We start from the raw sequence: 24475 nt of genomic DNA, 5'->3' as shown, positions 1-24475 counted from the left end.
TCCACCGACCGGGCGCCGCCGCCGCCCGCCCCGCGCCCAACGACCGGACGCCCCATGCTCGAGACCGCATCGAACGCCCCCGTCGAGGAACCGCGCACCCTGGAGCGGGCCATCGGCCAGCAGGTGCGGGCGCTGCGGCGCGAGCGGGACCTGTCGGTCGCCGATCTCGGCGGCGCGGCGGGGATCTCGTCCGGCATGGTCTCGAAGATCGAGAACGGCCAGATCTCGCCCTCGCTCTCGACCCTGAACGCCGTGGCCGGCGCCCTCAACGTGCCGATCACGGCGCTGTTCGCGGCCTTCGAGGAGAGCCGCGACTGCTCCCATGTCCGGCGCGGGCAGGGGGTGGTGATCGAGCGGCGCGGCACCAAGGCCGGGCACATCTACGAGTTGCTCGGCGCGGGCCTGCGCGGCGACGTGGTGGTGGAGCCCTACCTCATCACCCTGGAGAAGGATGCCGAGCCCTATACGGGCTTCCGGCATGCGGGCATTGAATTCATCTACATGCTCAGTGGCATCGTGCTCTACCGGCATGCCGGCCGGGACTACCGCCTCGAGCCTGGCGACGCGCTGCTGTTCGATTCGGCGGCGCTGCACGGCCCGGCGTCGCTGGTCGAGACGCCGATGACCTATCTGTCGATCATCGTCTATCCGCGCGGATAACGCGGGCCGGCGGCCGGCGCTCAGCCCTGTCCCACATCCTGCGCGATCCCCATGCGCTCCAGCCCCTCGGCCAGGAAGTCGGCGGCGTCCGGCACGGCGAGCAGCGCGCGGGCGCCCCCCTCCCCGGCGGCGTCGCGCTCGCGGGCGAAGCGCACCGCGCCCTCCCATTCCTCCGGCTCCATGTCGCCGCGCCCCACGTAGAGGAGCGCCAGGAGATCGGCCCGCTCGTCGACGTCGAGGCCCGCGACGAGACCGCGCAGCTCCGCCTCCGTCGCCTCGTCGGTGCCCGAGACGAGGATGTCGGTCGCGCCGTCGTCGGTGGGGTTCGAGCCGGAATCGGGGTCGGTGGCGCCCTCCTTCACCTCGACGGCGCGCAGCCGCAGGATGATCTCGGTGACGGTGTCGGTGGCAATGTCCATGAGGCTCTCCCGGACCGGCCGCGCGGGGCCGTGTCCTTCGACAACCCGCCGGGAGGCCGCCGGTTCGTCCGCCTCGCTTGTCCGCCCCGCCCGGAGCCTGTACCGCCTGCCGCGTCTGGCGAATGAACAGGGGGCCGGGAATGCGGCTGGTCGTGGTCGGCGCCGAGGGGCGCATGGGGCGGATGCTGGTGCGCGCGGTCGCCGCCACCGAGGGCTGCGAGTTGTCCGGCGCCATCGAGCGCGAGGGATCGGCCGCGCTCGGGCAGGATGCCGGCACGCTCGCCGGCATCGGGCCACTCGGCGTCGCGATCACCGACGATCCGCTGCCCGTCTTCGCGGCGGCCGAAGGCGTGCTCGACTTCACCACACCCACCGCCACCACCTTCTTCGCCGAGCTCGCCGCGCAGGCCCGCATCGTCCATGTGGTCGGCACCACGGGGCTCGGCGAGGTGGAACTGGCGCGCCTTGCCGCCGCCGCGCGCCACGCCCGCATCGTGCGCTCGGGCAACATGTCGCTCGGCGTCAACCTGCTCGCCGGGCTGGTGCGCAAGGTCGCCGCCGCGCTCGGCGAGGATTTCGACATCGAGATCGTCGAGATGCACCACCGCATGAAGGTCGATGCGCCCTCGGGGACGGCGCTGCTGCTCGGCGAGGCGGCGGCCGAGGGGCGCGGCGCGGCGCTCGCGGACAAGCGGGTCTCCATCCGCGACGGACATACCGGCGCGCGCCGGCCGGGGGACATCGGCTTCGCGACGCTGCGCGGCGGCAGCGTGGTGGGAGACCACAGCGTGATCTTCGCCGGGCCCGGCGAGCAGCTGACGCTCAGCCACCACGCGGCCGACCGCGAGATCTTCGCGCGCGGCGCCGTGCGGGCCGCGCTCTGGGCCTTCGACCGCAAGCCGGGCCTCTACGGCATGACGGACGTGCTCGGACTGTAGCCGGCACGGCCCCTCCGTCTTCGGTGCGGGTTGGGCGGTGGCCCGGCCTCTGCTAGGAGCCCGGCCAAGGTACAGCCAAGGGCCAGCCCAGTCTCGTCCGGTCGCGAAGGAACCCAATCCCGATGGAGCGCCTGCTCGTCCTCGCTCGCCACGGCCAGAGCGAATGGAACCTCAAGAAGCTGTTCACGGGCTGGCGCGACCCGGACCTCACCGATCTCGGCGTCGAGGAGGCCCGCAAGGCCGGGCGCTGGCTGGTGGACCAGGGCTACCGCTTCGACGTGGCCTTCACCTCGAACCTTAAGCGGGCCCAGCGCACCGCCTCGCTCATCCTCGGCGAGATGGATCTCGCCGACATCGAGGTGGTGCGCGCGCAGGCCCTCAACGAGCGCGACTACGGCGACCTCTCCGGCCTCAACAAGGACGACGCCCGCGACCGCTGGGGCGCCGAGCAGGTGCACGAGTGGCGCCGCTCCTACGACGTGCCCCCGCCCGGCGGCGAGAGCCTCAAGGACACCGCCGCGCGGGTGCTGCCCTACTACATCGAGACCATCCTGCCGCGCGTGATGGCGGGCGAGCGGGTGCTGGTGGCCGCCCACGGCAACTCCCTGCGGGCCCTGGTGATGGTGCTCGACCGGATGACGCCGACCACCATCGCGGGGGTCGAGATCGCCACCGGCGTGCCGCTCGTCTACCGCCTCAAGGCGGACACCACGGTCGCGATGAAGACCGTGCTCGACCGGGACATCGACGAGCACTGACGGCGCTGAGGGGGAGGCGCATCCGTTTCCCCAAGCCAGGATCGGCCGGGCGACCGCCAGCGATCGCGGCAGCGCGCGATCCATGAGTTCGGGTCCATGAATTCGGGATCGATCCGATGGTTCTCCCTGATGAAGTGAAAACGCTTCTGGCGTCGCCCCATGCCTCCCCATACAGGGGCGACGTGATCCGGTGGATGATGTGGCGCGGCAAGCCGATCGATCCGACGCCGGAGAACATGGAGGCCGCGATCATCTTCCTGCTCACGAACTTTGCCGAGTTCAGGACCATCACGGATTACCGCATCAATCTGAGCGGACTCTTCGAAAGCAGAATAAAAGTTTACAACCACCTGCCGAGGACGGTGGAGCTTTACATCGGCTGCCGGAATGTCGGTCCGGGACTGATCGTTTCCCATGGTCACGGCACGATCGTTCATGCCGAATCGATCGGCAACGATTTCTTCGTGAACCAGAACGTCACCATCGGATATGACGGCAAGAGCGGCATTCCCGTCATCGGGGACCGCGTCACGATCCATACCGGCGCGGTCGTCGTCGGGAAGATCACCATCGGCAGCGATGTCACCATCGGCGCGAATGCCGTCGTTCACTTCGACGTACCGAGCAAATCGAAGGTTTTTGCGCCCAGGGCGACCATCGTCACCTCCGAGTGACAATAATTTTTACGTTCAGTTCCGCGGGGCATCGGCGAGAACCTGTTCGATCTCCCTCACTCTCGATCGCGCGAAAGCATTGTCGGGAGCCCTCTCCAGGGCCGCCCTGGCCCAGATAAGGGCTTCCTCCTGTCGCTTCGTGTGGAGAAGGAAAGCGCTGCGAAGAAGCAGATGCATCACGTTCCGAGAGTTCAACTCGGTCGCGGCCATGATGCAGTGCTCCGCCAGCGCGATGCGGCCACGCTTGAAATACGCTTCTCCGGCGGCGGCATAGATGCCGGCGATGTCTTCGACCCTCAAGCTCTCGGCCTTGAGGGATATGATCCTGACGGCAAGATGCGGTCGCCGTCTCGCCACGGCGAGAGCCACGTTCCGATAGCGGTTCGGAAATAGCCGCCGTCGGGCAGCCACAAGCCGCAGCAGGCTCGTGCGATCGTCGGATCGGCAGGCGGCGATCAATCGCAACGCGACCGACGACGACGCGAAACAGCGAATCGTATCGTGGCCCGTATGCCTGACGGGGATCAGCACGACGTCGTGGATGTCAGCGATCCGGCCGGCATGGAATCGATCGTGATCCAGGCATGGATCGTAGAAGAGATAGACACGCCCCGACACGTCCGCAGGCCCGATCTTCATGCCGGAATTTTGGGCAGAATAGTAAGGCGTATAGAGGGAGAATTCTCCCGTATCCTCGGGCGCGATGGAAAACTGCGGAGAAAAGGCAAGAACCGTCTCCGCCCGCAAGGCGGCGCTGAACTTGATCGCGGCATAGGCACCCATCGAATGACCGTAGAGAATCCGGGGTCGCCGATCTCCCGCTTCAGTCGGAAGCTGCCCGATCGCGGTCGTCATGCCGGCGACCGGAAACCAGTTCGGCGCCCTGGTGACGAAGCCCAGCGCGCGGAGGCCGTTCCTGCGCGCGAAGCTCTGGGCCCAGTAACGGCCGCCGGACGCGACCATCGAACTCTCGTTGAAGGTGACGAGGGTCCAGTCGGAGCCCCCCTCCTCGCGCCGGACGACCAGATGATCGCCGTCATGGATCAGCGGGGCCGCAACCTCGGCGGATTCGAGGGGTTCGTATGCAGTCATCGCCCGGCCCGGAATCGTCGATCGCGCGTCGGCGCATGGCCGTTTCTCAGCCGGATACCCGTGTCGAACAGAGCGTTGCCGTTGTCCAGCATCGACCACACCACGACGGGCCGGACCGATCGGGGCCGGGGAGGCGCCGCGTGAGCCCCGCGGCGATCGTCCTCGCGCCGGGGCTGATCCACCATCCCGGCCGGCTCGACGCCGCCGCCCGCGAAAGGCTCGCGGCGGAGGTCGCCGAGCTGCTCGCGGCCGCGCCGCCCTTCATCCCCCGGATGCCGCGCACGGGAAAGCCGTTCTCGGTGCGGATGTCGAACGGGGGGCCGCTCGGCTGGGTCTCGGACGAGGCCGGCTACCGCTATCAGGCGACGCACCCGGAGACGGGACGCCCCTGGCCGCCGATCCCGCCGCTGGCGTTGGAGACCTGGGCGGCGCTGGCGCCCGATGCCGCCCCGCCGGAGGCCTGCCTCGTCAACCTCTACGCGCCCGACGCCCGCATGGGCCTGCACCAGGACCGCGACGAAGCCGACCTCTCGGCCCCCGTCCTGTCGCTGTCGCTCGGCGCCCCGGCCCGCTTCCGCTACGGCGGGTTGTCGCGGTCCGACCCGACGCGCTCGATCCGGCTGGAGCCCGGTGACGCGATCGTGATGGGAGGGCCCTCCCGCCTCGCCTTCCACGGCATCGACCGCATCCTCGCCGCCGCGCCGGACCTGCTGGCGGAGACGGAGAGCGGACCGCCCTTCCTGCCCGCCGGCTGGCGCTGCAACCTGACGCTGCGCCGTGTCACCGCGCCATGCGTCCCCCGCTCCGCTTGACAGGTGCCCGGCGCGAGCCGACCCATCGCATCGGACAGCGGACGGACAGGCCCCGCGCGCGGCGGGGCGGCATGCGGAGACAGGTCGAGATGCGGTTGCGTGACCTCGTGCGGACCCTGGCAGCGCCCCTCGCCGGGCTGTGCCTGACCCTCGTCCTCGCGGGCGCCGCTCCGGCGGCCGAGCCGGTCTACCCCTCCGGCTCGCGCTTCGGCTTCGAGCCGCCCCCGGACATGGCTCCCTCGCGGCGCTTTTCTGGGTTCGAGCGCAAGGAGGGCGGGGCCACCGTCTCCGTGGTGGAGCTGCCGCCGGGCGCCTTCCCCGACCTCGCCGCCAACTTCACCGACGACAACCTGAAGAGCCAGGGCTTCATCGTCGAGAAGCGCGACGCCCTCAAGATCGGCGGCGCGGAGGCGATGCTGTTCTCCGGCGAGCAGCCCGCCGACGCGGCCCAGGGCACGCCGACCGTGCGCAAGTGGCTGCTGCTCGTGGGCGATCCCACCGTCACCGGGATCATCGTCGCCCAGTGCCTGCCCGACGCCGAGACCGAGGCGACCATGCGCGCCATGCTCGCGGGCGTGACCATCCGGCCGGCGCTGAGCCTCGACCAGCAGGTGCAGGCGCTGCCCTTCGTCATCACCGACGCGGCCGGCTTCCGCCCGGTGCGGGTGCTGGCCGGCAACTCGGTGCTGCTCACCTCGGGCCCCAAGGACCAGATGGCGAATCTGGAGCAGCCGATCCTGGTGCTGGCCCAGGCCGTCCAGCAGCCGCCCTCCGCCGACCAGCGCGACGGCTTCGCCCGCGCGGCGCTCTACGCCAACCAGACCATGAAGGACTTCGTGATCGAACGCGCCCAGAGCTACCGCCAGAACGGCGTCGACTGGCACGAGATCGTGGCGCGGGCCAAGGACCTGCCCTCGAACACGCCGGTGGTGGTCTCGCAGACCATCCGCTTCGCGCCCGACGGCTACCTGCGCGCGCTCGGCGTCGTGCGCGAGGACCAGCGCGACGGCACGCTCGCGAAGTTCCGCGAGGTGGTCGACAGCGTTCAGGTGAAGTGAGGCGTCAGACCAGACCGCCGAGGCGCAGGGCGAGACCGGCGGCGGCGCATCCCGCCAGCACCGGCACCACGCCGGCCTGGAAGCGAAAAACCGCCGCCAGCGCCGCCACGGCGAGCGCCAGGGCGTAGGGGTCGAGGCTCGCCGGCACCGGAAGCTCGAGCCGCAGCGGCCCGGCCCGGAGCGGGCGGACCTGCGCGAACAGCGTGTGCAGCGCGAACCAGACGGCGAGGTTCAGGATCACCCCGACCACCGCCGCCGTCACCGCCGCCAGCGCGCCCGCCAGCACGCGGTCGCCGCGCAGGCGCTCGACATGGGGCGCGCACAGGAAGATCCAGAGGAAGCAGGGCAGGAACGTCACCCAGGTGGTGAGAAGCCCGCCGAGCGTCCCCGCCGCCAGCGCCGGCAGCGCGCCGGGATGGCGGAAGGCCGCCATGAAGCCCACGAACTGCGTGACCATGATGAGCGGGCCGGGGGTGGTCTCGGCCATGCCGAGCCCGTCGAGCATCTCGCCGGCCGTGAGCCAGCCGTAATCCTCCACCGCCCGCTGCGCGACATAGGCGAGCACCGCGTAGGCGCCCCCGAAAGTGACGAGCGCCATCTGCGAGAAGAACACCGCGATCCGGCCGAACACGTCGTCGGGGCCGAGGAGCGCCAGGAGCGCCAGCACCGGCGCGAGCCAGAGGCCGCCCCAGACGGCGAGCACCCGCAGGGAGCGGCCGCGCGGGACCTCGGCCGCGAGGTCGTCGTCGCCGAGCAGATAGGGTCCGTCGTCCGCGGACGCGACGGCGCCGTGGCCGCCGCCGGCCGTGAACCACGCCAGGCCGGCGCGGGCCCCGAGGAAGCCGACGAGCCCCGCCGCCAGCACGATCAGGGGAAACGGCACGCCGAAGAGGAAGATCGCGAGGAAGGCCGCCGCCGCGAGCCCGACCATCGCCGGACCTTTCAGCGCGCGCCTGCCGATGCGCAGCACCGCCTGGAGCACGATGGCGAGCACCGCCGCCTTCAGCCCGAAGAACAGCCCGGCGACGGCGCCCGCGTTGCCGGCGAGCGCGTAGAGCCAGCTCAGCGCCATGATCGCGAGGAGGCCCGGCAGCACGAAGAGCCCGCCGGCGAGGAGGCCGCCGCGCGTCCCGTGCATCAGCCAGCCGACATAGGTGGCGAGTTGCTGCGCCTCGGGGCCCGGCAGCAGGGTGCAGACGTTGAGCGCGTGCAGGAAGCGCCGCTCCGAGATCCAGCGCCGCTCCTCCACCAGCACGCGGTGCATCACCGCGATCTGGCCGGCGGGTCCCCCGAAGGAGAGCGCCGCGATCCGCGCCCAGACCGGCACGGCCTCGCGCAGGCTGACGGGCGAGGGCGCCGGGCGCGCGGGCCCGGCGGCGGCCAAGGCGGGGGCGGCCATCGCGGCGGACGCGACGCGCTCAGGCCGCCACGCGGCCTTCCAGCGGAAACACCTTGGCCGGGTTCATCAGCCAGAGGGGATCGAACACGTTGCGCACCCGCATCTGCTGGTCGAGATCGGCCTGCGTGTACTGGAAGCGCATCAGCTCCCGCTTCTCGATGCCGACGCCGTGCTCGCCGGTGAGGCAGCCGCCGACCTCCACGCAGAGCTTCAGGATCTCGTCGCCGGCCGCTTCCGCCTTCTGGAGCTCGCCGGGCCTGTTGATGTCGAACAGGATCAGCGGGTGCAGGTTGCCGTCTCCGGCATGGAAGACGTTGGCGACGCGCAGGCCGTGCCCGGCGCAGATGGCGCCGATGCGCTCCAGCACATGCCCGAGCCGGCCGGTGGGGATGGTGCCGTCCATGCAGACATAGTCCGAGATCCGGCCGGTGGCACCGAAGGCGGATTTCCGGCCCTTCCAGATGGCGGCGCTCTCGGCCTCGGATTTCGAGACCCGGATGCTCGTCGGCCGGAAGCCCTGCGCGATCGTCTCGATGCGGGCGAGCATCGCCTCGCACTCGGCGTCGCACCCCTCGACCTCGATGATGAGCATCGCCTCGGCGTCGCGCGGATAGCCGGCCTTCGCGAAATCCTCGGTGATGAGGATCGCTTCCTTGTCCATGTACTCGATGGCCACGGGGATGATGCCGGCGGCGATGATCGCCGCCACGCAGTCGCCCGCGTCCTCAACGGACGAGAATCCGACCAGCACCGGCCGCGCCCCTTCCGCCGCGCGCAGGATCCGCACCGTCGCCTCGGTGACGATGCCGAGCTGCCCTTCCGAGCCGCAGATCAGCCCGAGCAGGTCGTAGCCGGGCGCGTCGAGATGGGCGCCGCCGATCTCGACCACGGTGCCGTCGTTCGTCACCAGCGTGACGCCGAGCAGGTTGTTGGTGGTGACGCCGTATTTCAGGCAATGCGCGCCGCCCGAGTTCATGGCGATGTTGCCGGCGATGGTGCAGGCGAGCTGGCTCGACGGATCGGGCGCGTAGAAGAAGCCCTCGTGGCTCACCGCGCCGGAGATGGCGAGGTTGGTGATCCCGGCCTCGACGCGGGCGGTGCGGTTCTCGAAATCCATGTCCAGGACGCGGGTCATCTTGCCGACGCCGAGGATGATGGCGTCCTCCTGCGCGATGGCGCCGCCGGCGAGCGACGTGCCCGCCCCGCGCGGCACCACCCGCACGCCGTTCGCGTGGCAATAGGCCATCACCGCCGAGACCTCGGCCGTGGTCGAGGGCAGCGCCACGGCGAGCGGCAGCTTGCGATAGGCCGTGAGCCCGTCCGTCTCGAAGGCGCGGCGCTCGTCCTCGCTCGTCACCAGGGCCTCCGGGGCGAGCAGCGGACGCAGGCCCTCGATGATCGCCTCGCGGCGGGCGACGATCGCCGCGTCGGGGTCGGGAAAGCGGATCGACATGGACGGTCTCCCTGGCGCGGCCGGCGCCCGCCCTTCAGCCAGCGCTCAGCCGGGGCGGCGTAGCCTCCTTGACGGTCGGGCCACGGCTCGCGATCGGGGAAGTGTAGCTGAAACGATTCCAGACTCCACCCGGAACCGAACCCGCCGGCAGGGGCTTCCTTTCGTCGCGGTTGCCCTATGTTCCCGGATCGCAGATTCGAACTTGACCTGTTCTAAAGCATAAGCTCGGCTATAAGCATCGGCGGTTCGAACCGTCTTTCAGGAGGAAACATGATGCGTCACCTCATCCTCGGCGCCGCCCTCGCGCTGCTGCCGCTCACGGCCCATGCCGAGGGCGATGCCGCCGCCGGCGAGAAGGCGTTCGCGCCCTGCAAGGCCTGCCACAGCTTCGAGAAGAACGGCGTCGGCCCGACCCTCAAGGGCGTCGTCGGCGCGAAGGCCGGCGAGGGCGCCGATGGCTACAACTTCTCCGACGCGATGAAGAAGTCCGGCATCACCTGGGACGAGGCGAACCTCAAGGAGTGGCTGACGGACCCCAAGAAGAAGGTCCCCGGCACCAAGATGGTCTTCCCCGGCATCAAGGACGAGAAGAAGGTCCAGGACGTCATCGCCTATCTCAAGACGAAGTCCTGATCGGACGGGCCCGGCGCGCCGCCCGCTCGGGGCCGCGCGCAGGCCTTGCCGAAAGTGTCGTGGCGGGCCGTCCTCCTCGCGGGGGCGGCCCGTTTTTCATGGGAAGGGCGAAGCGGACGGAAAGCGGCGCCCCGATCCCTCAATCGGCGGAGGCGGCGCCCGTGTGCAGGCCGTCGCGCAGGGTGACGAGCCGGTCGAGCAACGCATCGCGCGCGGCGAGGTCGAGCCCCGTCATGCCGCCGGCCTCGTCGGGGATGCAGGCCATCACTCCCCGCAGGGAGCGGCCCTTGTCCGTCAGGAAGATGCTCACCTGCCGCTCGTCCGCCCGGTCGCGGGTGCGCCGGACATGGCCGGACGCCTCGAGCCGCTTCAACAGGGGCGTGAGCGTGCCCGAATCGAGGAAGAGCCGCGTCCCGATCTCCTTGACCGTCAGCCCCTCGGCCTCCCACAGCACGAGCAGCACGAGATATTGCGGATAGGTCAGGTCGTGCGCGGCGAGCAGGCCGCGATAGGCCCGGCCGAAGGCATGCGCCGCCGCGTAGACCGCGAAGCAGAGCTGGTTCGACAGCAGCTGCGGGTTGCGCGGATCGAGGGCGGCGCCGTCCAGACCCGCCGGGGTCGCTGCCGTCCGCGCGTCGCGGACCTCTTCGGTCTTGCCATGGCCCGGCATGGGCGAACTCCTCGGGGCATGCTCGACGGCGCAAAGCCCCGTACGCTCGTCAAGATGGATTTTAGCCGACACGATGAACACGCACAATCGATAACTGGAAACGGCAAACTAGATTGTGCGCAATCTATATACCCTGCTATGAACGGCCGTACCGCGCGATGCGGGTATCGGCCGAACCTGCTTCGCACAAGACACAGGACGTATGAAAGGATACATGATGCAAGTCCTCTACACCGCCAGCGCCCATGCCACCGGGGGCCGCGAGGGCTCCGCCGCCAGCGACGACGACCGCCTGTCGGTCACGCTCTCGACGCCGCAGGAGCTCGGCGGCGGCGCGGGCCCCGGCACCAACCCAGAGCAGCTCTTCGCCGCCGGCTACGCCGCCTGCTTCCTCGGCGCCCTGAAGTTCGTGGCGGCGCAGGACAGGCTGAAGCTCTCCGACGATGCGAAGGTCGAGTCCCGCGTCGGCATCGGCAAGCGCGACGACGGCGCCGGATTCGGTCTCACGGTGGCGCTGCGCGCGACCCTGCCCGGAATCGACGCGGACAAGGCGGCCGATCTCGTGGCGCGCGCCCATGTGGTCTGCCCCTACTCGCATGCCACGCGCGGCAACATCGCGGTGGACGTCGCCGCCGCCTGAGGCGGCCCTCGTTCGCGCGGCCGCCGGCAGGACGGCGCGCGGATGGGGCTTGCCTCGCACGGATCGATCCCCGAGCTTGGGGGTTGACCGTCCTGAGGCCGAGCCCGGAGTGCGTGCCATGAACGTTCTTGCCAGCCTCATCGACGAGGTGAAGTGCAACGAGGCCGCCGAGGCGGCGATGGCCGTCCTCCAGGCAGCCCTGGAGCGGCGCACCAGCGAGGAGCAGGGCGCCTTCTGGCACGCGGTCGGTCTCTATTACGTGTCGCGCAAGGCGCCGCCGGAGACGACCGCCGCCAAGGGTTCCGCGACGGGTGCCGCGATGACCGAGGGCGCATGACCTGGGGCGCATGAGCGGCCGCGTCGGGCGGCGGCTCCGCCTGTCGCGAAGCGCGAGCGGTGCTAAGGGTCTGCCGTCCATCCGGACGGAGAACCGGAAACCGTTTTTCCTGGATAGACTTTAGCGGGCCGCGACCAGGGCGAACGCCTTAGTGACGGAGGCACCGCCGCCGCTTCCCGCCTGCGAGACGGCGAGGAGGCCGAGCCCGCACAGGGCGATCACCGGAAGCGCCCGCCGGGGCTTGTTGCGGGCATAGGCGTAGACGCCGCGCACCGGCATCAGGGCGAGCTTCAGGAGCGCCCGCACGGCGAGGATCGCGACGATCGGCACCACCGCCAGCGACAATCCGATGACAGGCATGTCCGTCTCCTCGCCGAGCCACCGCGCCGATGCGGCGACGAGCCCTCACGAGAGGCCACGAATGCGTCGAGACTGAGGAGGCCGGCGGCGCTTTCGGAAAACGAGGCCGCCGGCTGTCTCCATTCCCCGTCCTGGCCTATGCAGGGCTGATTCTCCGAGAGCCCGAGCCGCGCGCGTTGGAAGAAGTCCTGTATCGCTGGATCGAGGCCACGGCATCCGTGCGCGCCGAGGTGCTGCGCGGGATCGGGTTCGCCCTCACGCTGGCCGTCACCGTGCATGCCCTGCTGCGCAAGCGCGAGGTCAGCGTCGCCATCGGCTGGATCGGGCTCGCCTGGCTGTCGCCGGTCTTCGGCTCGGGGCTCTACGCGCTGTTCGGCGTCAACCGGGTGTCGCGGCGGGCGCAGAAGCTGCGCCCCAAGCCGTCGGAGACCGAGGCGGGCGCGCGCGGACCGGGCGTCGCCGCCGTGCACGGGTTCGAGCCGCTGGAGCACGCGGTGCGGCGGATCTCCGGGCTGCCCCTGGTCGGCGGCAACGCGGTCGATCTCTTCCGCAACGGCGACGCCGCCTATCCCGCCATGCTGGAGGCGATCGGCCAAGCCAGCGAGAGCGTCGCCCTGTCGAGCTACATCTTCCGCGACGACGACACGGGACGGGCGTTCTGCGAGGCGCTGGCGGCGGCCAAGGCGCGCGGCGCGGAGGTGCGCGTGCTCATCGACGGGGTCGGCGGCGGCTACTTCAACCCGGCCGCCTACAAGCGCCTGCGCGCCGCCGGGGTGCCGGCGGGGCTGTTCATGCATTCGGCGCTGCCCTGGCGGATGCCGTTCCTGAACCTGCGCACCCACAAGAAGATCCTCATCGTCGACGGCCGCACCGCCTTCACCGGCGGCATCAACATCTCCGACGCCAACCGCGTGGCGCGCGATCCCCCGCATCCGGTGCGCGACACGCATTTCCGCCTGCGGGGGCCGGTGGTGGAACAGCTCGCCCTCGCCTTCGCCCGCGAATGGGCTTTCGTCACGGGCGAGGATCTCGACGGGCCGCGCTGGTTTCCGCCGCTCTCCCCGGCCGGCGCGACGGCGGCGCGGGTCGTCACCTCCGGCCCCGACGCCGACGTGCGCAAGATCGAGCTCGTGGTGCTGGAGGCGATCTCCTGCGCCCGCCGCAGCATCCGGCTGGCGACCCCCTACTTCCTGCCCGCCGAGATGGTGGTGAACGCGCTCTGCCTGGCGGCCCTGCGCGGCATCGCCGTGGATGTCGTCATCCCCGGCAAGAGCGACCACCGCTTCATCGACTGGGCGTCCCGCGCCCATTTCGACCCGCTGCTGGAGGCCGGCGTCGCGATCTGGCTCGACGCGCCGCCCTTCGACCACTCGAAGCTGCTCGTCGTCGACGAGGCGTGGTGCTTCGTCGGCAGCGCCAACTGGGACATGCGCAGCTTCCGCCTGAACTTCGAATTGAACGTGGAGCTCTACGAGCCGGCGCTCGCCGGGGATCTCGACGCCTTCATCCGGGCCAAGCGGCACAAGCGCCTGACGCGGCACGACCTCAGGGCGCGCGCCCTGCCCGTGCGCCTGCGCGACGCAGCCGTCCGACTGCTGCTGCCATACCTCTGACCCGCTGCACCATGCGCCGCTCGCGGGCGCCGTCGTCGTCCGAGGGCGCGAGATGGACCACGATGGGGCGGTGGTCGGAGGGGCCGCGCGGCAGCACGCCCCTGTCATGGCAGGTCAGCCCGCGCACGAGGCAGCGGTCGAGCCGAAGCGGCAGCACGTCCACCATGGCATGCGTCGGCGCCCTCGGGCCGACGTCGCGAAAGCCCGGCAGGAGGGCCGGCCCGACGATGTTGTAATCGCCGAGCACCGCCGCCCGCTTCGGCAGCGAGCGCTCGATGCAGCGCAGTTGCCGCCGGTTCAGCACCTGCCCGTGCGAGAGATGGACGTTGGCGATGCCGAAATCGCCGAGATCGAGCACCTGGCAGACCCGGTGGACGAGGGCGCCCGAGGGCAGCACCACCACGGCCGGCGGATGCGCCCAGGGCACCCGGCTCCAGATCGCGAGCCCGTGGATGCGCCCCGGCAGCGGCGCCCAGGCATAGGCGCCTCCGACGCGCTCCCTTATCGCCGAGATGCCGCGCGTCGCCTCCTGCATCAGCAGGATGTCCGGCGCCTCCTGCTCGATCAGGGCGACGACGTTCTCCACCGCCGCGCCGGTGCGGCGGAGCAGGTTCCAGCTGACGATCTTGCGGGCCCTGGCGGGGACCGTCGCGTGGTGGATCGGCGCGTCGGACGCGCCCGCGGGCACGAACGGGGTGAACAGGCGGGAATCGTCCATGCGGCGGGTCGCGGCCCCTCCCTCGTCTCGCGCCCGTCTCTCGGCGCGCGGCGGCGGCACGTCAACGCGGAAGGCGCCGGACGGGTCCGTTCCCGGTCCGCTACCGGCAATGCTGTCCCGGCGGGCAGCGGCCGGCCTGGGGCGGAGGCGCGCGCGGCGCGGGGGCGGCGCGCTGCTGCATCATCTGGCGTTGCTGCATCATCTGCTGCTGGCGGGCGGCGGCCTGGGCCTGCATCTGCTGCTGGCGGGCCGCCTGCTGTTGCTGCATCTGCATCTGACGCTGCTGCATCATCTGCTGCTGGCGCGCCGCCTGCTGCTGTTGCATCTGCTGCTGACGGGCGGCCTGCTGCTGCATCTGTTGCTGCTGCCGGGCCGCCTGCATCTGCTGACGCTGGGACGCCGCCTGCTGCTGGGCGGCCTGAGACTGCATCTGCTGCTGTCTCTGCTGCGCCTGCATCTGGCGCTGCTGGGCGATGGCCTGCTGACGCTCCTGGGCCGCCTGGAGCTTCTGCTGCTGCGCCGCCTGTCGCGGATCGCCGGCCGGGGCCGGCGGGACCTTGGCGGCATTCGCCGGCCCGGACACGGCCGCCGGCTGGCCGGGCGCACGGCCGGGCCGGGGAACGGCACCCTGCACCGTCGCGGGCGCGCCCTGCTGTCCGGTAGCGATGCCCGGTCCCTTGAGCCCTTGACCCGCTGCTTGACCCGGTCCTTGGCCGATCGCCTGCATCGGGATCTGTCCGGGGCCGGCGGCGGGCGGCGGGAGCTTTCCGAGACCCGTCGCGGCGCCGGGAGCGCCCGGCCGGCCCGCCTGCTGCGGCAGCGGCTGGCCGCCGTTGAAACCCGGCAGCGCCTGTCCCGGCGGCTGGCCGGGGCGCCCGGCCTGCACGGGCAGCCCCTGAGCCGGAGCGAGGCCCTTGCCCTGCCCCTGGAAGATCTGAGCCGGCCCCTGCACCTGTCCGGGGGCCCCTTGCCCCGGCCCCATCTGCCCCGGCCCGGCTTGGCCCGGCCCGGCTTGGCCCGGCGCATGACCGTGGAACACCTGTCCGGGTCCCGCTTGTCCAGGTCCGATCTGTCCAAGCCCCGGCTGACCGCCTCCGGGCGGCAAGGCCGCCTTCTGCGCGACGGAGGGCGGCAGGGCGACGCGCGCGGCGGCGAATCCCGCAGCCGCCCCGACCACCGCCCCCGCGCCGATGGCGACGCCGGGGGAGAGCGCCGGTCCGTGCTGGAGCGCGGCGGCGTTGATCTGGTTGATGACCGTGGTGTTGTGAATGTTCTCGTAGAGCACCGCGTTCGGCGGCGGCGCCACGTAGACCGGCGCGCTCACATAGGTCGGCACCGGCACGAAGGCCGGCACCGGCAGGGCGTAGTATTCGTCCGGGGGAGGCGGGGGCGCGAGCGCGACGATATAGGCCGGCCTCGGCGGCAGGAAGAACACCGGCGGCGGCGGAGGCGACGCGAAGGCGTAGACCGGATCGTCGAAATAGAGCGCCGGTCGCTCGACATAGACGATCTCCTCCGGGGGCGGAGGCGGCACGTCGAAGGCCATCGGCGTGTAGGAGGGCGGCGGCTCGAGGGCGGCGGCGAGCCGCGACAGCCGGCGGCGGGCGTCGGCGGCATGCGGCCCGCGCGGATAGCGGTCGAGATAGGACCAGAACGCCTCCGGCGAGCCGGCGACGAGGGTCCGCCGCCAGGTGAGCGCCTCGCGCCGCGCCGCGAGGATGGCGCGCACGCGCTTGGCCAGCGGGTCCTGCGGATAGGCGGCGAGGAAGTCCTGGTAGCCCTGGAGCGTGTCGCGCTCCAGGCAGAGGGCGAAGGCATCCTGCGCCCCGATCTCGCGGATCGGGCGGGCGCGCAGGGCCGCCACCTCGGCCGGGCGGCCGGCGGGGGGCGCATCGGGGGCGCGCTCGAAGAACACGAAGGGCGCCTCGATGCGGCTCGCGTCCCACGGCACGAGGCCGCCTCCGGTGCGTTCGCTGACGCGCAGGCGCACCCGGTCGAACAGCTCCGCCGGTTGCAGGCCGCCCTCGCGGATCATCTCCACCAGCGCCTCGGCATAGGCGCCGTAGGAGCCGGTCTCGACCGGGCCGACCGTGCCCGGCGCGGCGTTGAAGGCGACGAGGCTGCCCGGATCCGCCTCCGTCAGGGCGAGCCCGCCGGCGAGCGGCTCGCCGCCTTTCGCGAAGGGGTTGGCACGCGCTGCGTCGAGCACGACGAAGCGCGCCTTCAAGGGCAGCGCGGCGAGGCGCTTGGTGTAGTCGGAGACGCGCAGCGCCGCCGTGGGCACATCGGCGGCCGAGGCGATCCTGGCGTCCACCGGGACGATGTAGTTCTCGCCGTCGAGCTGAACGCCGTAGCCGGCGAGATAGACGAAGGACACGGTGTCGGGCCCGGAGGCCGCCGCCTTGTCGGCGAAGTCGCGCAGCGCCCGGCGCAGGGAATCCTCGTCGAGGTCACGCGCGCCGACCACGTCGAAGCCCGCCGCCTGGAGGGTCTGCGCCACCAGCCCCGCGTCGTTGGCGGCGGTGGAGAGCGGCGCGGCGGCATAGGCGGCGTTGCCGACGACGAGCGCGATCCGCTTCTGCGATCCGGCCGGCGGGCTCTGGGCCCCGGCCGCCGCCGGCAGGGCGCAGAGCGCGGCCAGGGCGAGCAGCAGCATCGGAAGACGCGGCAGCGATCGGAACGGCGATCGGGACATGGCGACCTCCCCTGGTGACGCGCCGATCGAAGGATCGGGCGCGTGAACTTGCGCTGAACGCGTCGTCCACGCGTCTCACGTTCGCGAGAGCGTGCGGAGACTGCGCCGCCATCGCCGCCCTGGCAAACGGATCGCTTTCGAATCCGGTAGGCGCGCGGCCGGGCCCATTCCCGGAACCCGCCCGCCCTGTGCTATCGCCGGCCGAGACCGGCGGCGCCGGCCTCCGACACCCGGACCCCATGACGCGTTTCACCTTCGTCCACGCCGCCGACCTGCATCTCGGCTCGCCGCTCTCCGGGCTCGCCTCCAAGGACGCCGCCATCGCCGAGCGATTCGCCGGCGCCGGCCGCCGCGCGTTCGAGGACCTCGTCACCCGCGCCGTCGAGGAGCAGGCCGCCTTCATGGTCGTCGCCGGGGATGTCTATGACGGCGACTGGCCGGACCACACCATCGGCCTGTTCTTCGCCCAGCAGGTCGCCAAGCTGGCTCGCGCCGGCATCCCCGTGGTGATGGTGAAGGGCAACCACGATGCCGAGAGCGTCGTCACCAGGAAGCTCGGCCTGCCGCCCTCGGTGACGACCTTCCCGACCCAGCGCGCCGCCACGCACCGCCTGGAGCACCTGCGCGTCGCCCTGCACGGGCGCAGCTTCCCCGACCGCGCCGTGGACGAGAACTACGCGCTCACCTACCCCGCCGCCGTGCCGGGCTGGTTCAACATCGGCGTGCTGCACACCTCCTGCGCCGGGCACGCGGCGCACGAGACCTACGCCCCCTGCTCCGTCGCCGACCTCGCGGCGCGAGGCTACGACTACTGGGCGCTCGGTCATGTCCACGACTACGCCGAGCTCGCCACCGACCCGTGGATCGTCTTTCCCGGCAACCTGCAAGGGCGCAGCGTGCGCGAATGCGGGCCGAAGGGGGCGGTGGCCGTCGACGTGGAGGACGGCCGGGTCCGCGCCGTCCGCCGCCTCGTGGTGGACCATGCCCGCTTCCACCGGCTCGACGTCGATCTCGCCGGGATCGCCGGCCCGCAGGAAGCGGCCGCCGCCGTCGAGGAGGCGCTGCGTCCGCTGGCGGCGGAAGCGGAGGGGCGGCTCCTCGCCGTCCGCGTGCGCCTGCACGGGGAGACGGAAGCACATGACCGCATCGCCGCCGACCGCGCCGGCATCGCCGCCGAGGTGCAGGCGGCGGCCCAGAGGGTCCACGAGGACATCTGGCTCGAACGGCTGAGCCTCGCCACCACCCGGCCGCGCTCCGCCACGCGGACCCCGGAGGCCGGGCTCTCCATCGACCCGGCGGCCCTGCTCGCTTCCGTCGAGCGCGATGCGGATTTCCGGGAGAAGGCCGCCGGGATCCTGGACGAGATCGCGAAAAGGATGCCGCCGGCCCTCGCGGCGGAAGGCGGCCTCCTCGCGGGCGATCTCGACGGGCTCTGCGCGGAGGCCGAGGCACTGATCCTGGGCCGGCTGTCCGGGGAGGCCCGCTGATGCGCCTGCTCTCCCTCGATCTCGAAGCCTACGGCCCCTTCACCGGGCGCAGCCTCTCGTTCCGGCCGGACGCGCGGCTGCATGTGGTGCTGGGCCCCAACGAGGCCGGCAAGAGCTCGGCGCTGTCCGCCGTCACCGACCTGCTGTTCGGGATCGAGGCGCGCACCCGCCACGCCTTCGTCCACGAGATGCCGAACCTGCGCGTCGGCGCCGAGATCGAGGACCGGGAGGGCCGCCGCCTCGCCTTCCGCCGCCGCAAGGGCAACCGCAACACGCTGATCGACGCCGCCGACCGGGCGCTGCCCGACGACGCCCTCGCGCCCTTCCTCGGCGGCCTGACCCGCGAGGTGTTCCGCCACGCCTTCGGCCTCGGCTCGGAGGAGCTGCGCGAGGGCGGCGAGGAGATGATGCGCAGCGAGGGCGAGGTCGGCGCGAGCCTCGCCGCCGCCGCCTCCGGCCTTCGCGGCTACGCCGCCCTCCAGAAGGGGCTGGAGAGCGAGGCGGACGCCATCTTCGGCCCGCGCGCCAGCCGGGACCGCATCTTCTATCAGGCGCTGCGGCGCTACGAGGACGCCCGCAGGGCCGCCGCCGAGAGCACCCTGCGCGACGGCCCCTGGCGCGCCCTGAACGAGAGCATCGCGGCCTCCGGCGCCCTGCTCGACGGGCTCAAGGCGGAGCGCGGGACACGGGCCGCCGAGCGGGCGCGGCTGGAGCGGCTGAAGCGCGTCGGCCCGCTCGTGGCCGCCATCGACGCCCTCGCGGGACGGGCGGAGGCGGATACGGCCCTCGCCGGCCTGCCCGACGGGCTCGGCGACGCCTGGATCGACGGGCTGGAGCGGCGCATCGCGGCCGAGGGGACCAGCGCGAAGGCCGCGCGCGAATCGGAGGCCGCCCTCGTCGAGGCCGCCCGCGCCTTCGAGGCGGTCGGCGTGGACGAGCCCCTGCTGGCCCGCGCCGACGCCATCACGGACGCTTATCGCGGCATCGACCGCTTCGAGAAGGACGGCGACGATCTGCCCCGCGTCGCGGACCAGGAAGCCGGCTTCGCCCGCACGCTGGCCGATCTCGCCGCCCGCATCGGCGTGGCGCCCGACGCCCTGCGCGACCGCCAGCCCCCGGACCCCGTCCGCGCGCGCATCGAGGGCCTGATCGCGAGCGGGCGCGACATCGCGGGCGATCTCGCCCGGCTCGGGCAGGAGCTGGAACGACGCAGGGAGGAGGCCGCCCGGCTCGCGCGCGCCGAGGCCGGCGCGGCGCCCGCCCTCGACCCGGCCCCCCTGCGCCTCGACCTGAAGACCTTCGCGCCCCTGAAAGCCGATCTCCTGCGGCTCGACGCGCATGAGGAGGCGATCCGGCGGCAGGCCGAGCCGGTGCTGGCCCAGGCGGCGCGGCTGTTTCCCCCCGTGGCGGACATCGCCGCCCTGGAGCGCAGCCCGCTACCCTCCCACGAGACCATCGCCCGCTTCCGGCGCGACGGCGAGAGCCTGGAACGCGAGCGCGAGAAGGCCCGCGACGCGATGCTGCTCGCAGGGCGGACCGTCGCCGAGACCCGCGAGCGACTGCGGCGGCGCGAGGGCGGACGCCCGATCCGGACGCAGGAGGATCTTACCGCGCTGCGGGCGGAACGCGACGGGCTGCTCGCCGCCCTGCGGCCGTCGCTCCTCTCCGGCGAAGCGGCGCCGGGGGACCTTCTGCCGCGTTTCGAGACGGCGATGACGGCGGCCGACAGGGCGGCGGACGATCTCGCGGCGGATGCCGAACGCGCCGCCGAGCACGCGGCGGACCTGCGCAAGCTCGCCCTCGACGAGGAGACAGCGCGGACGGCCGGGATCGCGGCGGAGGAGGCGGAGGAGCGCGGCGAGGCGGCCGCCCGCGACTGGCGCGGGGCCTGGGACGGAGCGGGTATCCTGCCGACGCATCCGGCCGAGATGGCGGTCTGGCGCACGGAGGTCGACGCGCTGATCGAGGCGCAGCAGGCCGTCGCCGCCGAACGCCGGAACCACGCCGCGCTGGCCGCCCGGATCGAGAGCCGGCGCGTGCCCCTGCTCGACCTCAGCCGGCGCGCCGGTCTGGCGGATCTCGACGGGCTCGACGTCGGATCGATCCTCGACCGGATCGAGATGCGTCTCACCGCTCTCGCCGATGCCTGGGAAGCGGCGCGCGCGGCCCAAGGCGCCATCCGCGCCGCCGCCGAGCAGGTCGCGCGCACGGAAGGCGACATCGCCGAGGCGCGGGCGAGACAGGCCGCCTGGGCCTCCCTGTGGGCGGACGCGGTGGCGGCCATCGGCCTTCCCGGCACGGCGACGCCGGAGGAGGCGGCGAGCGCGCTGGCCGCCTGGAGCGCCGTCCCGAACGCGCTGGGGGAGCGCGACAACCGGCGCAGCCGCGCCGACGGCATCCGCCGGGACCGGGACGCCTATCTGCGGAAGGTCGCCCGCGTCACCGAGGGCCTCGATCCCGAGCTGTCGGCCCTGCCGCCGGAAGCGGCGGTCAAGACCCTTCACGCCCGGCTGCGCGCCGCCATCGGCGACGCGACGCGGCGCGACGAGCTCGGCCGGTTCCGCGACGCGGCGCAGGCGGCCCATGCGGCGGCCGTGGCGGCGGCGCAGGCCGCGCGCCGCGACCTCGCGGATCATCTTCTCGCCGCCGGCCCCGCCGCCGCGGCCTTCGCGCCGGCGGACCTGCACGAGCGGCTGTCCGCCCGCCGCACGCTGCGCGCGGAACTCGCGCTGCGGCGCGACGCGCTGGCACGCAACGCGGACGGCCTGCCGGAGGCGGCGCTCCGGGAGGAACTCGGCGCCGTCTCGGCCGACGAGATCGAGGCCGCTCTCGCCCGGCTCGCGGTCGAGGAGGAGGAGGCGGTGGAGCGCGGCCAGCGGACGCATGCCGAGCGCGACGCCTGCGAGCGGCAGCGCCTTCAGCTCGAGACCGGCATGGGCTCGGAGCTCGCCCTCGCGCAGCGCAAGGCGGCGGAGGCCGAGATGGCGGCGGCGGCGCGGGACTGGGCGGTGCTCAGAATCGCCGGCCTGATGCTCGGCAGCGCCATCAGCCGGCACCGGGCGGGGCAGCAGGATCCGCTGGTGGCGCGCGCGGGCGTTCTGTTCTCCGGGCTCACCGGAGGCGCCTTCGCCGGGCTCGCCCAGGATTACGACGAGGCGGACAGCCCCCGCATCGCCGGGCGCCGGGCCTCGGGTGGCACCATCACGGTGGAGGAGATGAGCGAGGGCACCCGCGACCAGCTCTACCTGGCGCTGCGCCTCGCCTATCTGGAGGACTACGCGACGCGCAGCGAGCCGGCGCCCTTCGTCGGGGACGACCTCTTCCTCACCTTCGACGACGCCCGCACCGGCCACGGGATCGAGGCGCTGGCCTCCCTGGGGGGCGCGATCCAGCCGATCCTGTTCACCCACCACGCGCATGTCGCCGAGATCGCGCGGGCGCGTCTCGGTGGGGCGGTGGAGGTGCTGGCGCTGTAGGCTCAGGCGTCGAGGTAGCGCGCCTTCAGATGCGCGAGATACGGCCCGGCGGAGAGCGGGGCGCCTGTCGCCTCCGCGAGCAGGGCGTTGGTATCGAGCCGGCTCCCCTTCTCGTGCACGTTGGCGCGCAGCCAGCCGCGCAGGCCGGAGAAGTCGCCCCGCGCCAGTCCGGGCCGGATGCAGGCATCCGCCCCCGTCGCCGCCGCGAAGAGCTGCGCCGCCGCGACCGCGCCGAGCGTATAGGTCGGGAAATAGCCGAAGGCGCCGCTCGGCCAGTGGATGTCCTGGAGGCAGCCGAGGCGGTCCTCCGGCACGGCGAGGCCGAGCAGGTCGCGCATGCCCTCGTCGAAGGCGCCCGGCAGGTCGGCGACCTGAAGATCGCCCGCGATCATCGCCGTCTCCAGGCCGTAGCGCAGCAGGATATGGGCCGGATAGGTCGCCTCGTCGGCATCGACCCGGATCAGGCCCGGCTCCACCCGCGTGTGCAGGCGGTGCAGGTTCCGCGCGCTCCAGGCGGCGCCGTCGCGCCCGAAGGCGTCGCGCAGCAGCGGGGCGAGGTATTCGGCGAATTCCGGCGTGCGGCAGGCCTGCATCTCGACGATGAGCGACTGGCTCTCGTGCAGGCTCATGCCGCGCGCCGATCCCACCGGCTGGCTGCGCCACGCGGCCGGGCGGCCCTGCTCGTAGAGGGCGTGGCCGGTCTCGTGCAGCACGCCCATCAGCGCGCGCAGCACGTCCGTCTCGTCGTAGCGGGTGGTGATGCGGACATCGTCCGTGGCGCCCCCGCAGAACGGGTGCAGGCTGACATCGAGCCGCCCGCGCCTGAAATCGAAGCCCACCGCCTCCATCAGCGCGAGCCCGATCGCGCGCTGCGTCTCCACCGGAAAGGGCCCGTCGAGGGGCAGCGGCGCCGGCTCGGCCGCCTGCCTGTCGCGCGCCTGCGCGACGAGCCCCGGCAGCACCGCGCGCAATTCGGCGAAGAGCGGATCGATGGCGTCCCCGCGCAGGCCCGGATCGTAGCTGTCGAGGAGCGCGTCGTAGGGGGACAGCCCCAGCGCCTCGCCCTTGGCCTGCCCGATCTCGCGCTCCAGGCGCAGCACCTCGGCGAGATCAGGGGCGAGCAGCGCGAAGTCGTTATCGCGCCGGGCCTGCCGCCAGGTCATCTCCGAGCGGGAGGTGGCGCGCGCCTCGGCCTCCACGAGGTCGCGCGGCACGGCGCAAGCGTGGAGATGGGCGCGGCGCATCTCGGCGAGGTTCGCCGCCCGCCAGCCGTCGAGCCCGCCGGCCCGCGCCGCCGCGTCGATCCGGTCGGCGGTCTCGGGCGCCGTGAGGATGTCGTGGGCGAGCCCCTTCAGCACCGCGAGCTGGTCGGCGCGGGTGTCGGCGGCGCCCTCGGGCATCAGCGTCTGCGCGTCCCAGCCGAGGATGCCGGAGGCGTCCTGCAAGGCGTGCAGGCGCGCGAAGCTGCGTTCCAGGGCGGCGTAGGCGTCCATGCGGCTCTCCCGTGAGGCGTCCCGCCCGAGCTACGCGCGCTTCCCGGCGAAGGCCAGGGCCACCGCCCGGATCACCTCCGCCGCGCGGACGCAATCCGCCTCGCTGACGTCGAGATGGGTCGTCACCCGGATCACCGAGCCGATGGCGCGGATACGGACATCATGCGTCAGGCAGGCGGCGGCGAAATCGGGCGCCGTGACTCCTAAGCCAGCCACGGTGAAGCACAGGATGTTCGACTGCCCCGCCGTCTCGTCGAAGCCGAGGCCGGGGATGTCGGCGATGGCCTCATGGATGCGCTTGAGGTTGGCGTTGTCGGCGCGCAATTGCTCGACATGATGGTCGAGGGCGTAGATCCCGGCGGCCGCGAGCACCCCCGACTGGCGCATGGCGCCGCCGAGCCGGTACTTCCACTGCCAGGCTTGGCTCACGAAATCCTTCGACCCGCAGAGCACCGCGCCGACCGGGCAGCCGAGCCCCTTCGAGAGATCGAGCCAGACGCTGTCGAACCCCTCCGCGTAGTCCTTGGCCGGGATGTCCGTGGCGACGACGGCGTTGAGGAGCCGCGCCCCGTCGATATGGGCCTTCATGCCCCTGGCATGGGCGATGTCGCGGATGCGGCGCATGTCCTCGAGCGTCCAGACCGAGCCGCCGGAGAAGCTCGTCGTCTGCTCGACGGAGACGAGGGCGGATTTCGGGGCCGTGCGTCCGGGGGCGCGGATCGCCGCCTCGAACTGCTCGGGCGTGTAGACGCCGGCCCGCGTCTTCAGCGGCGCCACCGAGACGCCGCCGATGGCCGCCGCCCCGGCCGCTTCCGTGTTGTAGATGTGGGACTGGTCGTCGACGATGATCTCGTCGCCGGCCCGCGTCTGCACCAGGACGGAGGTGAGGTTGCACATCGTGCCCGACGGCATGAACACCCCCGCCTCCTTGCCGAGCAGCGCCGCGACGCGCTCGCACAGCGCCAGCGTGGTCGGGTCGGAATCCGACTGCTCGTCGCCGACGACCGCGCTCGCCATCGCCGCGCGCATGCCCGGCGTCGGGCGGGTCTGGGTGTCGCTGAACAGATCGATGGTCACGGGTCGCTCGCTC

At 72.4% G+C, this 24475-nt stretch carries 22 protein-coding genes; 12 read left to right on the top strand and 10 right to left on the bottom strand.

What is annotated here, in order from left to right; genetic code table 11:
- The first annotated feature begins 54 nt into the window (after positions 1-54).
- Positions 55-660 (top strand): helix-turn-helix domain-containing protein, encoded by a 606-nt coding sequence (locus ACP56T_RS10070; RefSeq protein WP_430912015.1) that lies wholly within the window; start codon positions 55-57, stop codon positions 658-660.
- 20 nt (positions 661-680) lie between these two features.
- Here the strand turns inward: ACP56T_RS10070 and ACP56T_RS10065 are convergent, their stop codons facing one another.
- Positions 681-1079 carry a DUF3775 domain-containing protein gene (locus tag ACP56T_RS10065; protein ID WP_430912014.1) on the bottom strand — a complete coding sequence of 133 codons (399 nt, stop codon included), beginning with the start codon at positions 1077-1079 and terminating at the stop codon, positions 681-683.
- A 140-nt stretch (positions 1080-1219) separates the two neighbouring features.
- Here ACP56T_RS10065 and dapB point away from each other — a divergent pair, with 140 nt between their 5' ends.
- The 3 genes from dapB (at position 1220) to ACP56T_RS10050 (ending at position 3449) form a co-directional block, all read left to right on the top strand.
- Entirely contained in the window at positions 1220-2017 is a 798-nt protein-coding gene (dapB, locus tag ACP56T_RS10060) for a 4-hydroxy-tetrahydrodipicolinate reductase (protein WP_430912013.1), read from the top strand.
- Positions 2018-2139: 122 nt separating this feature from the next.
- Positions 2140-2775, top strand: coding sequence for a 2,3-bisphosphoglycerate-dependent phosphoglycerate mutase (locus ACP56T_RS10055; RefSeq protein WP_430912012.1), 636 nt, complete (start codon positions 2140-2142; stop codon positions 2773-2775).
- 116 nt (positions 2776-2891) lie between these two features.
- Positions 2892-3449 (top strand): LbetaH domain-containing protein, encoded by a 558-nt coding sequence (locus tag ACP56T_RS10050; protein ID WP_430912011.1) that lies wholly within the window; start codon positions 2892-2894, stop codon positions 3447-3449.
- Positions 3450-3464: 15 nt separating this feature from the next.
- On the opposite strand, the gene ACP56T_RS10045 is transcribed toward ACP56T_RS10050, so the two are convergent.
- Positions 3465-4541, bottom strand: a complete 1077-nt coding sequence (locus ACP56T_RS10045; RefSeq protein WP_430912010.1) for a hypothetical protein — start codon at positions 4539-4541, stop codon at positions 3465-3467.
- 140 nt (positions 4542-4681) lie between these two features.
- On the opposite strand from ACP56T_RS10045, the gene ACP56T_RS10040 reads away from it, so the two are divergent.
- Positions 4682-5353 carry an alpha-ketoglutarate-dependent dioxygenase AlkB gene (locus tag ACP56T_RS10040; protein ID WP_430912009.1) on the top strand — a complete coding sequence of 224 codons (672 nt, stop codon included), beginning with the start codon at positions 4682-4684 and terminating at the stop codon, positions 5351-5353.
- Between the two features lie 89 nt (positions 5354-5442).
- Positions 5443-6411 (top strand): hypothetical protein, encoded by a 969-nt coding sequence (locus ACP56T_RS10035; RefSeq protein WP_430912008.1) that lies wholly within the window; start codon positions 5443-5445, stop codon positions 6409-6411.
- Between the two features lie 4 nt (positions 6412-6415).
- Here the strand turns inward: ACP56T_RS10035 and chrA are convergent, their stop codons facing one another.
- Together chrA and ACP56T_RS10025 are read right to left on the bottom strand one after the other, a co-directional pair.
- Positions 6416-7810 carry a chromate efflux transporter gene (gene chrA / locus ACP56T_RS10030; protein ID WP_430912007.1) on the bottom strand — a complete coding sequence of 465 codons (1395 nt, stop codon included), beginning with the start codon at positions 7808-7810 and terminating at the stop codon, positions 6416-6418.
- Between the two features lie 19 nt (positions 7811-7829).
- Positions 7830-9263, bottom strand: a complete 1434-nt coding sequence (locus tag ACP56T_RS10025) for an FAD-linked oxidase C-terminal domain-containing protein (protein ID WP_430912006.1) — start codon at positions 9261-9263, stop codon at positions 7830-7832.
- A 273-nt stretch (positions 9264-9536) separates the two neighbouring features.
- Here ACP56T_RS10025 and ACP56T_RS10020 point away from each other — a divergent pair, with 273 nt between their 5' ends.
- Positions 9537-9896 carry a c-type cytochrome gene (locus ACP56T_RS10020; RefSeq protein ID WP_430912115.1) on the top strand — a complete coding sequence of 120 codons (360 nt, stop codon included), beginning with the start codon at positions 9537-9539 and terminating at the stop codon, positions 9894-9896.
- Between the two features lie 139 nt (positions 9897-10035).
- Here ACP56T_RS10020 and ACP56T_RS10015 read toward each other — a convergent pair whose 3' ends face one another.
- Positions 10036-10566 (bottom strand): MarR family winged helix-turn-helix transcriptional regulator, encoded by a 531-nt coding sequence (locus ACP56T_RS10015; protein ID WP_430912005.1) that lies wholly within the window; start codon positions 10564-10566, stop codon positions 10036-10038.
- A 217-nt stretch (positions 10567-10783) separates the two neighbouring features.
- Here ACP56T_RS10015 and ACP56T_RS10010 point away from each other — a divergent pair, with 217 nt between their 5' ends.
- Complete coding sequence (locus ACP56T_RS10010; protein ID WP_430912114.1) at positions 10784-11206, top strand: organic hydroperoxide resistance protein; 423 nt, start codon at positions 10784-10786, stop codon at positions 11204-11206.
- A gap of 118 nt (positions 11207-11324) precedes the next feature.
- Positions 11325-11543, top strand: coding sequence for a hypothetical protein (locus tag ACP56T_RS10005; protein ID WP_430912004.1), 219 nt, complete (start codon positions 11325-11327; stop codon positions 11541-11543).
- Between the two features lie 120 nt (positions 11544-11663).
- Here the strand turns inward: ACP56T_RS10005 and ACP56T_RS10000 are convergent, their stop codons facing one another.
- Positions 11664-11903 (bottom strand): hypothetical protein, encoded by a 240-nt coding sequence (locus ACP56T_RS10000; RefSeq protein ID WP_430912003.1) that lies wholly within the window; start codon positions 11901-11903, stop codon positions 11664-11666.
- A gap of 176 nt (positions 11904-12079) precedes the next feature.
- On the opposite strand from ACP56T_RS10000, the gene ACP56T_RS09995 reads away from it, so the two are divergent.
- Entirely contained in the window at positions 12080-13516 is a 1437-nt protein-coding gene (locus ACP56T_RS09995; RefSeq protein ID WP_430912002.1) for a phospholipase D-like domain-containing protein, read from the top strand.
- Here ACP56T_RS09995 and ACP56T_RS09990 read toward each other — a convergent pair.
- Positions 13449-14234, bottom strand: coding sequence for an endonuclease/exonuclease/phosphatase family protein (locus ACP56T_RS09990; RefSeq protein ID WP_430912001.1), 786 nt, complete (start codon positions 14232-14234; stop codon positions 13449-13451). The genes ACP56T_RS09995 and ACP56T_RS09990 overlap by 68 nt on opposite strands.
- A gap of 100 nt (positions 14235-14334) precedes the next feature.
- The gene (locus ACP56T_RS09985; RefSeq protein WP_430912000.1) at positions 14335-16929 is read right to left on the bottom strand and encodes a caspase family protein; all 2595 of its coding nucleotides are present in this window, start codon (positions 16927-16929) and stop codon (positions 14335-14337) included.
- 239 nt (positions 16930-17168) lie between these two features.
- Here ACP56T_RS09985 and ACP56T_RS09980 point away from each other — a divergent pair, with 239 nt between their 5' ends.
- Together ACP56T_RS09980 and ACP56T_RS09975 are read left to right on the top strand one after the other, a co-directional pair.
- Entirely contained in the window at positions 17169-18416 is a 1248-nt protein-coding gene (locus ACP56T_RS09980) for a metallophosphoesterase family protein (RefSeq protein ID WP_430911999.1), read from the top strand.
- Complete coding sequence (locus ACP56T_RS09975; protein ID WP_430911998.1) at positions 18416-21892, top strand: AAA family ATPase; 3477 nt, start codon at positions 18416-18418, stop codon at positions 21890-21892. The genes ACP56T_RS09980 and ACP56T_RS09975 overlap by 1 nt, the downstream gene beginning before the upstream one ends.
- 2 nt (positions 21893-21894) lie before the next feature.
- On the opposite strand, the gene ACP56T_RS09970 is transcribed toward ACP56T_RS09975, so the two are convergent.
- Both ACP56T_RS09970 and ACP56T_RS09965 read right to left on the bottom strand, forming a co-directional pair.
- Positions 21895-23385, bottom strand: coding sequence for a carboxypeptidase M32 (locus ACP56T_RS09970; protein WP_430911997.1), 1491 nt, complete (start codon positions 23383-23385; stop codon positions 21895-21897).
- Positions 23386-23415: 30 nt separating this feature from the next.
- Entirely contained in the window at positions 23416-24462 is a 1047-nt protein-coding gene (locus ACP56T_RS09965) for a threonine aldolase family protein (RefSeq protein ID WP_430911996.1), read from the bottom strand.
- Positions 24463-24475: the final 13 nt, after the last annotated feature.

It is taken from the genome of Methylobacterium endophyticum, assembly GCF_050591105.1.
Classification (GTDB): Bacteria; Pseudomonadota; Alphaproteobacteria; order Rhizobiales; family Beijerinckiaceae; genus Methylobacterium.
The sequence above is the reverse complement of the archived record's forward strand: the minus strand, read 5'-3'. Positions and strand labels throughout refer to the sequence as shown.

What these genes read in the sequence shown, in the direction of transcription:
- ACP56T_RS10070 (WP_430912015.1), top strand. Translation starts at nt 55, where the DNA reads ATGCTCGAGACCGCATCGAACGCCCCCGTCGAGGAACCGCGCACCCTG.
- ACP56T_RS10065 (WP_430912014.1), bottom strand. Translation starts at nt 1,079, where the DNA reads ATGGACATTGCCACCGACACCGTCACCGAGATCATCCTGCGGCTGCGC.
- dapB (WP_430912013.1), top strand. Translation starts at nt 1,220, where the DNA reads ATGCGGCTGGTCGTGGTCGGCGCCGAGGGGCGCATGGGGCGGATGCTG.
- ACP56T_RS10055 (WP_430912012.1), top strand. Translation starts at nt 2,140, where the DNA reads ATGGAGCGCCTGCTCGTCCTCGCTCGCCACGGCCAGAGCGAATGGAAC.
- ACP56T_RS10050 (WP_430912011.1), top strand. Translation starts at nt 2,892, where the DNA reads ATGGTTCTCCCTGATGAAGTGAAAACGCTTCTGGCGTCGCCCCATGCC.
- ACP56T_RS10045 (WP_430912010.1), bottom strand. Translation starts at nt 4,541, where the DNA reads ATGACTGCATACGAACCCCTCGAATCCGCCGAGGTTGCGGCCCCGCTG.
- ACP56T_RS10035 (WP_430912008.1), top strand. Translation starts at nt 5,443, where the DNA reads ATGCGGTTGCGTGACCTCGTGCGGACCCTGGCAGCGCCCCTCGCCGGG.
- chrA (WP_430912007.1), bottom strand. Translation starts at nt 7,810, where the DNA reads ATGGCCGCCCCCGCCTTGGCCGCCGCCGGGCCCGCGCGCCCGGCGCCC.
- ACP56T_RS10025 (WP_430912006.1), bottom strand. Translation starts at nt 9,263, where the DNA reads ATGTCGATCCGCTTTCCCGACCCCGACGCGGCGATCGTCGCCCGCCGC.
- ACP56T_RS10020 (WP_430912115.1), top strand. Translation starts at nt 9,537, where the DNA reads ATGCGTCACCTCATCCTCGGCGCCGCCCTCGCGCTGCTGCCGCTCACG.
- ACP56T_RS10015 (WP_430912005.1), bottom strand. Translation starts at nt 10,566, where the DNA reads ATGCCGGGCCATGGCAAGACCGAAGAGGTCCGCGACGCGCGGACGGCA.
- ACP56T_RS10010 (WP_430912114.1), top strand. Translation starts at nt 10,784, where the DNA reads ATGCAAGTCCTCTACACCGCCAGCGCCCATGCCACCGGGGGCCGCGAG.
- ACP56T_RS10005 (WP_430912004.1), top strand. Translation starts at nt 11,325, where the DNA reads ATGAACGTTCTTGCCAGCCTCATCGACGAGGTGAAGTGCAACGAGGCC.
- ACP56T_RS10000 (WP_430912003.1), bottom strand. Translation starts at nt 11,903, where the DNA reads ATGCCTGTCATCGGATTGTCGCTGGCGGTGGTGCCGATCGTCGCGATC.
- ACP56T_RS09990 (WP_430912001.1), bottom strand. Translation starts at nt 14,234, where the DNA reads ATGGACGATTCCCGCCTGTTCACCCCGTTCGTGCCCGCGGGCGCGTCC.
- ACP56T_RS09985 (WP_430912000.1), bottom strand. Translation starts at nt 16,929, where the DNA reads ATGTCCCGATCGCCGTTCCGATCGCTGCCGCGTCTTCCGATGCTGCTG.
- ACP56T_RS09980 (WP_430911999.1), top strand. Translation starts at nt 17,169, where the DNA reads ATGACGCGTTTCACCTTCGTCCACGCCGCCGACCTGCATCTCGGCTCG.
- ACP56T_RS09975 (WP_430911998.1), top strand. Translation starts at nt 18,416, where the DNA reads ATGCGCCTGCTCTCCCTCGATCTCGAAGCCTACGGCCCCTTCACCGGG.
- ACP56T_RS09970 (WP_430911997.1), bottom strand. Translation starts at nt 23,385, where the DNA reads ATGGACGCCTACGCCGCCCTGGAACGCAGCTTCGCGCGCCTGCACGCC.